General features: G+C 59.4%; 12 protein-coding genes. 3 read left to right on the top strand and 9 right to left on the bottom strand.

The features are described from left to right. Positions 1 to 72 precede the first annotated feature (72 nt). Both ED236_RS07860 and lgt read right to left on the bottom strand, forming a co-directional pair. Positions 73 to 516, bottom strand: coding sequence for a hypothetical protein (locus ED236_RS07860; protein WP_148042271.1), 444 nt, complete (start codon positions 514 to 516; stop codon positions 73 to 75). Then, entirely contained in the window at positions 506 to 1,288 is a 783-nt protein-coding gene (gene lgt / locus ED236_RS07855; RefSeq protein WP_123237399.1) for a prolipoprotein diacylglyceryl transferase, read from the bottom strand. Before lgt ends, ED236_RS07860 begins: the two co-directional genes overlap by 11 nt. Positions 1,289 to 1,437: 149 nt before the next feature. Between lgt and ilvD the strand changes: the two genes are divergently transcribed. From ilvD to ED236_RS07840, 3 genes are all read left to right on the top strand, one after another. Next, positions 1,438 to 3,288 carry a dihydroxy-acid dehydratase gene (gene ilvD / locus ED236_RS07850; protein ID WP_123237398.1) on the top strand — a complete coding sequence of 617 codons (1,851 nt, stop codon included), beginning with the start codon at positions 1,438 to 1,440 and terminating at the stop codon, positions 3,286 to 3,288. 43 nt (positions 3,289 to 3,331) lie between these two features. Next, complete coding sequence (locus ED236_RS07845; RefSeq protein ID WP_123237397.1) at positions 3,332 to 4,267, top strand: D-hexose-6-phosphate mutarotase; 936 nt, start codon at positions 3,332 to 3,334, stop codon at positions 4,265 to 4,267. Positions 4,268 to 4,584: 317 nt separating this feature from the next. Continuing rightward, the gene (locus tag ED236_RS07840) at positions 4,585 to 4,911 is read left to right on the top strand and encodes a c-type cytochrome (RefSeq protein ID WP_123237396.1); all 327 of its coding nucleotides are present in this window, start codon (positions 4,585 to 4,587) and stop codon (positions 4,909 to 4,911) included. 64 nt (positions 4,912 to 4,975) lie between these two features. On the opposite strand, the gene ED236_RS07835 is transcribed toward ED236_RS07840, so the two are convergent. The 7 genes from ED236_RS07835 to dusB form a co-directional block, all read right to left on the bottom strand. Beyond that, positions 4,976 to 6,379 (bottom strand): amino acid permease, encoded by a 1,404-nt coding sequence (locus ED236_RS07835; protein WP_123237395.1) that lies wholly within the window; start codon positions 6,377 to 6,379, stop codon positions 4,976 to 4,978. Between the two features lie 88 nt (positions 6,380 to 6,467). Further along, the gene (hemF, locus tag ED236_RS12650; RefSeq protein WP_240032074.1) at positions 6,468 to 7,550 is read right to left on the bottom strand and encodes an oxygen-dependent coproporphyrinogen oxidase; all 1,083 of its coding nucleotides are present in this window, start codon (positions 7,548 to 7,550) and stop codon (positions 6,468 to 6,470) included. A 19-nt stretch (positions 7,551 to 7,569) separates the two neighbouring features. Further along, positions 7,570 to 8,112, bottom strand: coding sequence for an L-threonylcarbamoyladenylate synthase type 1 TsaC (gene tsaC, locus ED236_RS07820; RefSeq protein ID WP_123237394.1), 543 nt, complete (start codon positions 8,110 to 8,112; stop codon positions 7,570 to 7,572). An 11-nt stretch (positions 8,113 to 8,123) separates the two neighbouring features. Next, the gene (gene purD, locus ED236_RS07815) at positions 8,124 to 9,392 is read right to left on the bottom strand and encodes a phosphoribosylamine--glycine ligase (RefSeq protein WP_123237393.1); all 1,269 of its coding nucleotides are present in this window, start codon (positions 9,390 to 9,392) and stop codon (positions 8,124 to 8,126) included. 102 nt (positions 9,393 to 9,494) lie between these two features. After that, a complete protein-coding gene (gene purH, locus ED236_RS07810; RefSeq protein WP_123237392.1) occupies positions 9,495 to 11,087 on the bottom strand; it encodes a bifunctional phosphoribosylaminoimidazolecarboxamide formyltransferase/IMP cyclohydrolase in 1,593 nt (530 codons plus the stop codon). Between the two features lie 24 nt (positions 11,088 to 11,111). After that, on the bottom strand, positions 11,112 to 11,330 hold the full coding sequence (locus tag ED236_RS07805; RefSeq protein WP_420820417.1) for a helix-turn-helix domain-containing protein: 219 nt from the start codon (positions 11,328 to 11,330) through the stop codon (positions 11,112 to 11,114). A 14-nt stretch (positions 11,331 to 11,344) separates the two neighbouring features. Beyond that, entirely contained in the window at positions 11,345 to 12,367 is a 1,023-nt protein-coding gene (gene dusB / locus ED236_RS07800) for a tRNA dihydrouridine synthase DusB (RefSeq protein ID WP_123237390.1), read from the bottom strand. Positions 12,368 to 12,394 lie beyond the last annotated feature (27 nt).

Below are 12,394 nucleotides of genomic sequence, written 5' to 3'. Positions count from 1 at the left end.
GCGGGCCATAAAAAACCGCTGCCCTGAATCAAGGCAGCGGCGGCTGGTGTCCCGCAGCGGTGTGGAACCCGATCAGCGGCCGAGGAAGCGTGCGAACTCAGGGCTGAATGGCTCCAGCACACAACGCACTTCTTCCACTTTGACATTATCTTCGGTGATGCCGATCTTCTTCTCGTAATTGATGGTATTGCGCTCGCGATTAGTCCAGATCTTGCCACCTGCATCCTGAATACTGCCCGCCAGGTCAGGCAGGGCGGCGACACAGGTCTTGGCATCGGCGTGTACCGAGGTCTTCAGCAGGTAGTGATTATTGGAATTGTCGAGTATGGCAACGATGGTGGACCACTGGCCAGGTTGCGGGCTCAGTTTGGTCTCTGCCATGGCGGTCGCGTTATAACCGAGCAGGCTGCACAGCATGATCATCAGAATACGTGGCATCATTGAATGCTCCTTGAAGATGGAAAGAAAGTCGCTGAAATACTCATCGACACGCTCGTATTGTAAATCAATTGCCATAATGCTGCGATTTTCGCCACAACCAGGCACCCGCCAGGATCATGGGCAGGCTAAGCCATTGCCCCATGCTCAAACCCAGCGACAGCAACCCCAGGTAGCTGTCCGGTTCGCGTGTGAACTCGGCGATGAAGCGGAAGCTGCCATACCCCAGCAGGAACAGGGCGGATACTGAACCAACTGGCCTGGGTTTGCTGGAATAGCACCACAGGATGAGGAACAGTGCCACGCCTTCCAGCGCGAACTGATACAGCTGCGAAGGGTGGCGCACCAGCTGATCCACCTGTGGAAACACCATGCCCCAGGCGACATCAGTGGGGCGTCCCCACAATTCACCGTTGATGAAATTGCCTACACGGCCAGCGCCCAGGCCGATGGGCACCAGTGGCGCAACAAAGTCCATCACGCCCAGCCAGCGTTTGCCGGTCTTTCTGGCGAACCACAGCATGGCGACCAGCACGCCCAGAAAACCGCCGTGGAAGGACATGCCGCCTTGCCACAAATAGAGCACTTCATGCGGATGGGCCAGAAAGTAGCTGGGTTGATAGAAGATGGCATAGCCGAGTCGGCCACCCAGGATCACCCCCAGCACGCCGTAAAACAGCAGGTCATCCACCTCGCTGCTTTCCCAGCCCAGTTGTGGCTGCTGGCGCACGCGCCATTTACCCAGCCATAGCAGGCTTAGAAAACCCAGCAAGTACATCAGGCCATACCAGTGGATGCCGAGGGGGCCGATCTGGAGCGCGATGGGATCGAATTGCGGATGGACGAGCATATGCGGACTGGCCTCAGAATAAGGTAAAATTATGAAGGACTTCAGATTATACGTTTTTTGCGTAAGCCGTTTTGCAGTTGCGCACCATCTGCTGCAGCGCTTGCGCTACCCAGTCATTTTTTAGCGGTGTTATTACCAGAGGTTGATCCATGCCGGTTTATCGTTCACGTACCACCACACACGGCCGCAACATGGCGGGTGCACGCGCTTTATGGCGTGCCACCGGCATGAAGGATGAGGATTTCACCAAGCCCATCATCGCGATTGCCAACTCCTTCACCCAGTTCGTGCCTGGCCATGTGCACCTGAAAGATATGGGCCAGCTGGTCGCACGCGAGATCGAAAAGGCGGGTGGCGTCGCCAAAGAGTTCAACACCATCGCCGTGGATGACGGCATCGCCATGGGCCACAGTGGCATGCTGTATTCGCTGCCCAGCCGTGACTTGATCGCGGACAGCGTCGAATACATGGTCAATGCGCACTGTGCCGATGCGCTGGTGTGCATCTCCAACTGTGACAAGATCACGCCCGGCATGCTGATGGCAGCGCTGCGTCTCAATATCCCGGTGGTGTTCGTTTCGGGTGGCCCGATGGAGGCCGGCAAGGTCAACTGGAATGGCACGATTCGCAAGCTGGATCTGGTGGATGCCATGGTTGAAGCGGCGGACAGCCATGTCAGCGATGCCGATGTAGCGGCAGTCGAGCGTTCTGCATGCCCCACCTGTGGTTCCTGCTCCGGCATGTTCACGGCCAATTCCATGAACTGCCTGACCGAGGCGCTGGGCTTGTCCCTGCCCGGTAACGGCTCCACGCTGGCCACGCATGCGGCGCGCAAGCAGTTGTTCCTGAAAGCAGGTCGCCTCATCGTCGAGCTGGCCAGGCGGCATTACGAGCAGGACGATTACAGCGTGCTGCCACGCGCCATCGCCAATATGCAGGCATTCGAGAATGCCATGAGCCTGGATGTGGCCATGGGCGGCTCCACCAATACCGTGCTGCATTTGCTGGCGGCTGCGCATGAAGCGGGTGTCGATTTCACCATGAGCGACATCGACCGCATCTCGCGCCGTGTGCCCTGCGTGTGCAAGGTGGCGCCTGCCACACAGAAATACCACATGGAAGACGTGCATCGTGCGGGTGGCGTGATGGCCATCCTGGGCGAGTTGAATAAAGCCGGCCTGATCCATAACGAGATCCCCACCGTCCATAGCCCGACCCTGGGCGATGCACTGCAGCAATGGGATATCAGCAACCTGGCTAATGAAGAGGCGCGCCAGCTGTTCCGCGCGGCGCCCGGCGGCATCCCGACCACCATCGCTTTCAGTCAGTCCATGTTGTGGCCCGATCTGGACACAGACCGTGCTGAGGGCTGCATCCGCGACAAGGCCCATGCCTACTCGCAGGATGGCGGTCTGGCGGTGCTGTACGGCAACATCGCACAGGATGGGTGCATTGTCAAAACGGCGGGGGTGGATGACAGCATCCTCAAGTTCACCGGCCGTGCGCGCATCTTTGAATCACAGGACGATGCAGTGGCCGCGATTCTTGCCGATAACGTGATAGCGGGTGACGTGGTAGTGATCCGCTACGAAGGCCCGCGTGGCGGTCCTGGCATGCAGGAGATGCTGTATCCCACCAGTTACTTGAAATCCAAGGGCCTGGGCAAGGTTTGTGCTTTGCTTACAGATGGACGCTTCTCCGGGGGCACCTCCGGTCTGAGTATAGGCCATGCTTCCCCAGAGGCTGCAGAGGGGGGTGCCATCGGTCTGGTGGAAGAAGGCGACACCATCGAGATCGATATTCCGAACCGCACCATCCATCTCGCGGTCAGTGATGAAGTGTTGTCGCATCGACGTGCCCACATGGTGGCCAAGGGAGCCCTGGCCTGGAAGCCGGTATCCCGTCAGCGCGTGGTTTCACCCGCCTTGCGTGCCTATGCGGCGATGAGCACTTCCGCAGCCCGTGGCGCAGTGCGCGATGTTGCGCAAATCGAAAAATAACAAGAATTCTTTCAAGCACGACCAAGATAACCGGGGTAAATGAATGAGCACTCAAACGCTCGCAAACAGTTTCTACAACAGTGATGGGACGGGCACCAGCCTGGCCCATCCGCATATCCAGTTGACTGAAGACGGGAATGGGCTGCGCTATATCGAGATCGACAACCCGCTGGCCAAGGCCAGGATCGCCTTGCAGGGTGGCCATGTCATCCATTGGCAACCCAAGACCGAGAAACAGCCGGTGTTGTGGTTGTCCGAACATGCGCGCTATGTGAAAGGCCGTTCCATTCGTGGCGGCGTGCCGATCTGCTGGCCCTGGTTCGGTGCGCACCAGACCGATAGCACCTTGTGTCCGCATGGTTTCGCCCGCGTCATTCCCTGGCAGCTGGTCGATTCGGACACCACCGACACTGGCGCGACACGTCTGTTGTTGCAGATGCAGGAAACCGATGTGACGCGCCGTCAGTTGGGTTATCCCTATGTGCTGACCATGACCATCACCGTAGGCAAGCGCCTGAAGATCGATCTGGCCACCACCAACAAGGCGGATCATCCTTTCATCATCGGTGAGGCATTCCACACCTACTTCAACATCAGCGATGTGGCCAATGTCAAGATCACGGGTCTGCAGGATTATGTCTATGCCGACAAGCTCAAGAACTACCAGCGTTATGTCGAGCATGAAGTGCTGACCTTTGATGGCGAGTTCGATCGTGTCTATTTGAACCATAGTGGCGACTGCCTGCTGTCCGACCCGGGTTACAAGCGCCGTATCCGCGTCTCCACCTCCAACAGCCGTAGCACCGTGATCTGGACGCCATGGGAAGAAAAAGCCCATAGTACGGGTGACATGGGCAGCGCAGATGAATGGCGCAATATGATCTGTATCGAATCAGCCAACGCCATGGAGAACATGGTGGTGATCAACCCGAATCGCACCCATATCATGAGTGCAGAATATACCGTCGAGTCTATGTGACGCAGTCTTCCCTGGCCGGACAGGTCAGGGAAGGCCAACATGCGCTTGAGTGCATGACTAGACTGATCATCGCATTCTCAAGATTCCACTTCGCCTGCCGATAGCAAGTTACTGGCCCTGTTGTGCGTTGTTACTGTCAACCCATACCGGCTTGGAGCGTTTAACCAAAGCAGAGCAACGATTGGTTCCCGAAGTACCTGACAGCATGCTGCGATAGCGTAATTCTTTTCAAGCTTAGTCTATCTTGGGTATCATGATAGAGCTGTAAAGCTTGAAGTAATCAGTAGTCCGATAAAGATCGAGTTGAAGGAGATAGCATGAAAGCGTTATTAATGACGGTTGCCGCCGCTGGCTCTCTGATGCTGGCCGGACAGGCAAGCGCAGTAGACGCCAAGGCCGCTGAAGCCCTGGCACAGAAAAGTGGCTGTCTGGCCTGTCACACCATTGCCAACAAAGTAGTTGGTCCTGCATACAAGGACGTGGCTGCCAAGTACAAGGGTGACAAGACAGCGGAAGCCAAGCTGATCGAAAAAGTCAAAAAGGGTGGCAGTGGCGTTTGGGGTCCTATCCCGATGCCACCTCACAGCCCCCAGGTCAAAGATGCTGATATCAAAACCATCGTGCAGTGGATTCTTACCCTGTAATCTAGCAACGGTGCAAAAAAAAGCCAGTCCAAAAGACTGGCTTTTTTGTTGCCCGAAATTCGGCTTATGCCGCCTTGCGCAGCTTGCTGTGGCGTATGGAATAGCTGAAATAGAACACAACGCCAGCCGCCACCCACCAGCCGAAACGGTGCCAGGTCTCGGTGGGCAGGAAGGCCATCAAGGCGCCGCAGGACAGGATGCCCAGCACCGGGACCAAGGGATTCCAGGGGTTTTTGAATGGACGCGGCAAGTCGGGCTGGCGAATGCGCAGCACGATCACGCCCACACACACCATGACGAAACTGGCCAGCGTGCCGATATTGACAGTCTCGGCCAGTTGCCCAAGCGGAATGAAACCGGCCACCAGCGACACCACTATCCCGCACAGCAGGATGATGCGCACCGGCGTCTGACGGTCCGGGTTGATGGTGGAGAAGAACGGTGAGATCAGGCCATCGCGGCTCATCGCGAACAGGATGCGGGTCAGGCCGTACAGCAGCACCAGCAGCACCGTGATCAGGCCCGCCAGCACGCCGGTAGCGACCAGCGTGGAGGACCAGGTGTACCCCAGTTTGCTCAAGGCATACGCCACCGGGGAGGACACGTTCAATTCACCGTATGGCACCACGCCAGTCAGCACCCCCGACACCAGGATATACACCACGGTGCAGAACACCAGCGAGGCAAGCAGGCCGATAGGCAGGTCACGCTGCGGGTTTTTGGCTTCATCGGCGGCGGTGGATACCGCGTCAAAGCCAAAGTAGGCAAAGAACACCAGCGATGCGCCTGCCAGCACGCCTATGGTCTTGCCGTTATCCAGTGTGTCGAACCAGCCGAACGGCATGAACGGTGTCCAGTTGTCGGTGTTGAGGTGCATGGAGGCGAGCGCGATGAAAATGACGATGGTGCTGAGTTTGACGGCAACGATGATGTTATTGAACTGCGAGCTTTGCTTGACGCCGCTGATGAGTAACAAGGTCAGCACCCAGATGATGCCGAAGGCGGGCAGGTTGATGATGCCGCCCTGACTTGGTGCTTTGATCAGCGCTTCGGGCAGCACGATATTGAAATTGGCCAGCGTATTGATGAAGTAACCGGCCCAGCCATTGGCCACTGCGGCCGCACCTACGCCATATTCCAACAGCAGGATCCAGCCCATCACCCAGGCGATGAACTCCCCGAACGCCACATAGCTGTAACCGTAAGCACTGCCCGAGCCGCCCACTGAGGCCGCCAGTTCTGCATAGGCCAGTGCCGCAAAGCCGGAGGCTACGCCGGCGAATACGAACGACAACACCACGGCCGGGCCGGATTGGGTGGCTGCCGCGATGCCGGTCAGTACGAAGATCCCGGTGCCGATGGCGCAGCCGATACCGAGCAGGGCAAGATCAAATGCGCTCAGGCATTTTTTGAGACCACTATGGCCATGCGGGTCTGCCGGTTTGGTACGCAACAGCTGAGCAAACATGAGATCTCCCTGATTTTTTTAATGGAGTATGCACCAAACGTGCCAGAAAACTAAGCAGCCTGCGCATTCAAACTAGCTAGGCAGTTGGTCAGCGTGTTTGCAACCAGTCGCGCTCGGTCAAAAAGTCACTGTATAGCGCCGCCTCGGGGCTGCCTGCCGCCGGTTTCCAGTCATAACGCCATTTCACTACAGGCGGCATGGACATCAGGATGGATTCAGTGCGGCCATTGGATTGCAGACCGAACAGCGTGCCACGGTCGAACACCAGGTTGAATTCCACATAACGGCCACGGCGGTAGGCCTGGAAATCGCGCTCGCGCTCGCCATAAGCCGTGTCCTTGCGCCGCTGCAGGATGGGCAGGTAGGCCTGCAGGAAGGCATCGCCCACATTGCGCTGCAGGGCGAAGCTCTGTTCGAAGCCCAGCTCGCTGAAGTCATCAAAGAAGATGCCGCCGATGCCGCGCGGTTCCTGACGATGCTTGAGGAAGAAGTACTTGTCGCAGGCGGTCTTGAACTTGGGGTAATAGTCCGCGTTGAACGGATCCAGTGCATCGCGGCAGCAACGGTGGAAGTGCACGGCGTCTTCTTCAAAGCCGTAGTAGGGGGTGAGGTCCATGCCGCCGCCAAACCACCAAATCGGCTGTGTCTCAGGGGCTGCGCCTGCGTTGCTCTCCGACGCGGCTCCTTGCCTACCTGACGAGGTATGTCGCGTCGCCGCGCCGTCAGCGCCTTGGCTCGCACCCTGATACTTTGCCGATTGTTCGCTTTTATGCTCAGCTTGTTTTGCACGTAAATCCATGGCGGCTATCTCCGGGTCCGGTGCTTTCGCAACGAAGAAGCGGATATTCATGTGCACGGTGGGCGCATAGGGATTGCGCGGATGCAGCACCAGCGACACACCCATGGCTTCCCAGCTGCGGCCGGCGGCTTCCGGGTGGGCTACCGTCGCAGCAGGTGGCAGTTTGCTGCCTTTGACATGTGAAAAGCCCACGCCAGCGCGTTCGAACACATTGCCTTCTTCCAGCAGGCAGCTGGTGCCACCGCCGCCTTCCGGGCGTTGCCAGCTGTCGTTGAGGAAGCGTTTGCCGTCCACCAGTTCCAGCGCCTCGACGATGCGGGCTTGCAGCTGTTGCAGGTAGTCGTAGACGCGTTGTGTGGAGATGTCGCTCATGGTCTCGATCCAAAGGAGTTCAGGCGCGCAGTATGCGTCCGCTGCGCAGGTCCTGAATGGTGGAGGGGCGTTTGTTGCCTGCGGTAAGCCCGGCGATCACGCGCACACGGTCACCGAACAGTTGCTTGCACAGTCGCGTGGTCTTGGCGGGCGCATGGCCGCTACGGTTGGCGCTGGTGGAGACCAGCGCCATATTGCTGGCCTGGCACAGCTGACGTGCGGGCGGGAAGGCGGTGATGCGTACGGCGATGCTGGGGTGTCGGCCGCTGAGCCATACCGGGCAGTGTGTGGCAGTGGGTACCAGCCAGGTATGCGGGCGCGGGCGCTTTGCGCCGAGTTGCTGGTATTCATCCGCGCTGAGCGGTGCCATGTAATGACGTAGCTGCGTGACCTTGCTGGCGATCAGGATCAGGCCTTTGTGCTGCGGCCTGCCTTTCAGCCTGAGGATGCGTTGCACGCCCAGGCGGCTGCGTGGGTCACAACCCAGCCCGAAACAGGATTCCGTGGCATAGGCGATGACGCCGCCAGCGCGCAGATAATGATGGAGGGCGCGGTCCAGCATGGCCCTGAACCTCAGCCTTTGACGGCGCGGTAGCCGATGTCGCGGCGATACTGGCTGCCGTCGAACTGGATCTCGTCGGCGATCTGGTAAGCGCGGCTTTGCGCGTATTTGACGGTTTCACCCAGCGCCGTCACACACAGTACGCGACCGCCGCTGGTGAGTACCTGACCATCGTGCATGCTGGTACCGGCATGGAACACATGGGCGTCAACGAGCTCTTTGGGCAGGCCGGTGATCACGTCACCGTTGCGTGGCGTATCGGGGTAATTGGCGGCGGCCATCACCACACCCAGCGCGGTACGGCGGTCCCAGTCCACGTCCACGGCGTTGAGCTTGCCATCCACCGCATGCTCCACCAGGTTGAGCAGGTCGCTCTTCAGGCGCAGCATGATGGGCTGCGTCTCCGGGTCGCCCATGCGGCAGTTGAATTCCAGCGTCTTCAGTTTGCCGTCCGGGCTGATCATCAGGCCCGCGTAAAGGAAACCGGTATAGGGGATGCCGTCTTTGGCCATGCCTTCCACGGTGGGGCGGATGATCTCGCGGATCACGCGTGCATGGATCTCGGGCGTGACCACGGGTGCCGGGGAATAAGCCCCCATACCGCCGGTGTTGGGGCCCTGGTCGCCGTCCAGCAAGCGTTTGTGGTCCTGGCTGGTGGCCAGCGCGAGGATGTTCTTGCCGTCCACCATGACGATGAAGCTGGCTTCTTCGCCGCTGAGGAATTCTTCGATCACCACGCGTGCGCCTGCACTGCCCAGCTTGTTGTCGGCCAGCATGGCGTCGATGGCAGCATGCGCTTCGTCCAGCGACATGGCCACCACTACACCTTTGCCCGCGGCCAGGCCGTCGGCCTTGATGACGATGGGCGCGCCTTGCTGATGGACGTAGTCATGCGCGGCAGCGGCATCGGTGAAGGTGGCGTAGGCGGCGGTGGGGATGCCATGACGCACCATGAACGCTTTGGCGAAGTCCTTGGATGATTCCAGCTGCGCAGCAGCCTTGGTCGGGCCAAAGATCTTGAGACCGGCGGCGCGGAAGGCATCGACCACGCCTTGCGATAGCGGCGCTTCCGGGCCGACCACGGTGATGCCGATCTGCTCGTCGAGTGCGAACTGCAGCAGTTCATCCACTGTGCTGATCGGCACGTTCTTCATGTCAGGATCCAGCGCGGTGCCGGCATTGCCGGGCGCGACGAACACGCGGCTCACGCGTGGGCTGTGTTTCAGTTTCCATGCCAGCGCATGTTCGCGACCACCGCCACCAATGACTAAAACTTTCATAATGTACTTCCCTGAAGTAGAGAAGAGGGAAGGGGAGATCGGGTCTGGATCAATGTGTCGCACATGAACCCTGCGCCCTTTACCCTTCACCCTCCATGTAATTTAGTGTCTGAAGTGACGGATGCCGGTCAGCACCATGACCAGGCCGCGTTCGTTGGCGGCGTTGATGACTTCTTCATCACGCATGCTGCCACCCGGATGGATCACTGCCGCCGCACCGGCTTCCGCCAGTACGTCGATGCCATCACGGAACGGGAAGAACGCATCCGAAGCCACCACCGAGCCCTGCAGGCTGAGGTTGGCATTCTGGGCCTTGATGGCGGCGATACGCGTACTGTCGACGCGGCTCATCTGGCCTGCACCCACGCCCAGCGTCATGCCGTTGCCGCAGAACACGATGGCGTTGGATTTCACATATTTGGCCACACGCCAGGCGAACAGCAAATCTTCCAGTTGCTGCGGTGTGGGCTGCTTCTGGCTGACGATCTTCAGGTCGGTGACGCTGATCTCGTGGTTGTCTGCGGTCTGGATCAGGATGCCGGAACCCACGCGCTTGATGTCATGCGAGTTGCGGCCCTGTGCCCAGGGCGTATCGCCACCGGGTGGCAACGCGATCTTGAGCACGCGCACATTGGCTTTGGCTTTGAAGATGGCCAGCGCTTCCGGCGTGTAGTCCGGCGCGATCAGCACTTCCACGAATTGCCTGGAAACGGCTTCAGCCGCCGCTGCATCCAGCGTGCGGTTGAAGGCGATGATGCCGCCAAAGGCCGAGGTCGGGTCGGTCTGGAAGGCCTTGCTGTAAGCCTCCAGCGGGCTGCTGCCCAGTGCAACGCCACAGGGGTTGGCATGTTTGACGATGACACAGGCGGTGCCCGCGCTGTCAAAACTCTTCACCGCTTCCCAGGCCGCATCGGCGTCGGCGATGTTGTTGTAGCTGAGTTCCTTGCCCTGCAGTTGCTGGGCCGACACCAGCGAGCCAGGTGCCGGATGCAGGTCGCGGTAGAACGCGGCCTGCTGGTGCGGGTTCTCGCCGTAGCGCAGGTCTTGCAGTTTGACAAAGCGGCCGTTGGTCTGGCCGGGGAAATCGGCACGGCTGCCGTCCGGCTTGTAGGAGGAAAGATAATCGCTGATGGCGGCATCGTAGTTGCTGATGCGGTTGAACGCGGCCACCGACAGTGCGAAACGTGTGGCCTGGCTGGTGGCACCGCTGGTGCTCTTCAGCTCAGTGATGAACTCGGCATACTGTGACGCATCGGTCAGCACCGCCACGTCACGCCAGTTCTTGGCGGCAGAGCGCACCATGGCCGGGCCGCCGATGTCGATGTTCTCGATGGCTTGTTCCAGCGTGCAATCCGCCTTGGCGACAGTGGCCTCGAACGGATACAGGTTCACCACCAGCAGGTCAATATTGGGGATGCCGGCCTGCTGCATGGCGGCAACATGTTCGGGCAACTCGCGGCGTCCCAGCAGGCCGCCGTGCACCTTGGGGTGCAGCGTCTTCACGCGGCCGTCCAGCATCTCCGGGAAGCCGGTGTAATCACTGACTTCGATGACGGGTATCTGCTGCTCGCGAAACAGCTTGGCGGTACCGCCGGTAGAAAGGATCTCCACACCCAGTGCGTTGAGGGCTTGCGCCAGCTCGATGATGCCGGTTTTGTCAGAGACACTGATGAGTGCACGTTTGATGACTGCCATGATCTGTCTTAAAAAAGGAAGGGATTATTGAAGGTCGTACTCTTTGAGCTTCTTGCGCAAGGTGTTGCGGTTGAGCCCAAGGATGTCGGCGGCCTTGCTTTGGTTGCCGCCTGCACGGTGCAGCACGTATTCCAGCAAAGGCTTTTCCATGCAGGCCAGCACCATGTCGTAGACGGCATGCGGTGGCTGACCATCGAGGTCACGGAAGTAATCATCCAGCGCTTTTTTAACGCTGATCGCCATTTCACAATTCGCCATTATGCTGCCAGCGCCTCCGCGTCGCTGAGCGCCACATATTGCAGGCGCTCGCCTTGCTCGTGCAGCTGGGCAAAGAAGCTGTTGATGGCGTGCAGTTGCATTTCCATGGTGGGCAGCTGGTTCATCTCATGACGGAAATTGGCCGAGCCGACCAGGCCCTTGGTGTACCAGGAGATGTGTTTGCGCGCGACACGCACGCCGGTCTCCACACCGTAAAACTCGTACAGGTCATGCAGGTGTTCCAGCATGACGGTATGGATCTCGGTGACCGTGGGCGGCAGCAGGTGGGTGCCGGTGTTCAGGAAGTGTTCGATCTCGCGGAAGATCCACGGCCTGCCCTGGGCGGCACGGCCTATCATCACCGCGTCAGCGCCAGTGTGGTCCAGCACCAGCCTGGCTTTTTCCGGGGTGGTGATGTCGCCATTGGCGATCAGCGGGATCTTGATGGACTGCTTCACGGCAGCGATGGTGTCGTATTCGGCATCGCCCGTGTAAGCACAGGCACGGGTGCGGCCGTGCATGGCCAGGGCCTGTACGCCGATGTCTTCTGCCATGCGCGCGATGGCGATGGCATTGCGGTTGGCCTTGTCCCAGCCGGTGCGTATCTTGAGGGTGACCGGCACATCCACGGCATTCACCACGGCGCGCAGGATCTGCGCCACCAGCGGTTCATCCTTGAGCAGCGCGGAGCCTGCCATCACATTGCAGACCTTTTTGGCCGGGCAGCCCATGTTGATGTCGATGATCTGGGCACCACGGTCCACGTTGTAGCGCGCGGCTTCCGCCATCATCTGCGGGTCGGCACCGGCGATCTGCACCGAGATCGGGCTGACTTCACCTTCGTGGTTGGCACGGCGCAGCGTCTTGGCACTGCCGTACAGCAGCGAGTTGGAGGTCACCATCTCGGAAACGGCCAGACCAGCGCCCATCTTCTTGCACAACATGCGGAAAGGCCGGTCGGTCACGCCAGCCATGGGCGCAACGACAAGGTTGTTCTTGAGTAAGTGAGGGCCGATCTGCACGAAAGTGGGATTCTGTTAACGCGAAAG

The sequence above is a fragment of the Pseudomethylobacillus aquaticus genome (assembly GCF_003730115.1).
GTDB classification, from domain to species: Bacteria; Pseudomonadota; Gammaproteobacteria; order Burkholderiales; family Methylophilaceae; genus Pseudomethylobacillus; species Pseudomethylobacillus aquaticus.
The sequence above is the reverse complement of the archived record's forward strand: the minus strand, read 5'-3'. Positions and strand labels throughout refer to the sequence as shown.

What these genes read in the sequence shown, in the direction of transcription:
- ED236_RS07860 (WP_148042271.1), bottom strand. Translation starts at nt 516, where the DNA reads ATGGCAATTGATTTACAATACGAGCGTGTCGATGAGTATTTCAGCGAC.
- lgt (WP_123237399.1), bottom strand. Translation starts at nt 1,288, where the DNA reads ATGCTCGTCCATCCGCAATTCGATCCCATCGCGCTCCAGATCGGCCCC.
- ilvD (WP_123237398.1), top strand. Translation starts at nt 1,438, where the DNA reads ATGCCGGTTTATCGTTCACGTACCACCACACACGGCCGCAACATGGCG.
- ED236_RS07845 (WP_123237397.1), top strand. Translation starts at nt 3,332, where the DNA reads ATGAGCACTCAAACGCTCGCAAACAGTTTCTACAACAGTGATGGGACG.
- ED236_RS07840 (WP_123237396.1), top strand. Translation starts at nt 4,585, where the DNA reads ATGAAAGCGTTATTAATGACGGTTGCCGCCGCTGGCTCTCTGATGCTG.
- ED236_RS07835 (WP_123237395.1), bottom strand. Translation starts at nt 6,379, where the DNA reads ATGTTTGCTCAGCTGTTGCGTACCAAACCGGCAGACCCGCATGGCCAT.
- hemF (WP_240032074.1), bottom strand. Translation starts at nt 7,550, where the DNA reads ATGAGCGACATCTCCACACAACGCGTCTACGACTACCTGCAACAGCTG.
- tsaC (WP_123237394.1), bottom strand. Translation starts at nt 8,112, where the DNA reads ATGCTGGACCGCGCCCTCCATCATTATCTGCGCGCTGGCGGCGTCATC.
- purD (WP_123237393.1), bottom strand. Translation starts at nt 9,392, where the DNA reads ATGAAAGTTTTAGTCATTGGTGGCGGTGGTCGCGAACATGCGCTGGCA.
- purH (WP_123237392.1), bottom strand. Translation starts at nt 11,087, where the DNA reads ATGGCAGTCATCAAACGTGCACTCATCAGTGTCTCTGACAAAACCGGC.
- ED236_RS07805 (WP_420820417.1), bottom strand. Translation starts at nt 11,330, where the DNA reads ATGGCGATCAGCGTTAAAAAAGCGCTGGATGATTACTTCCGTGACCTC.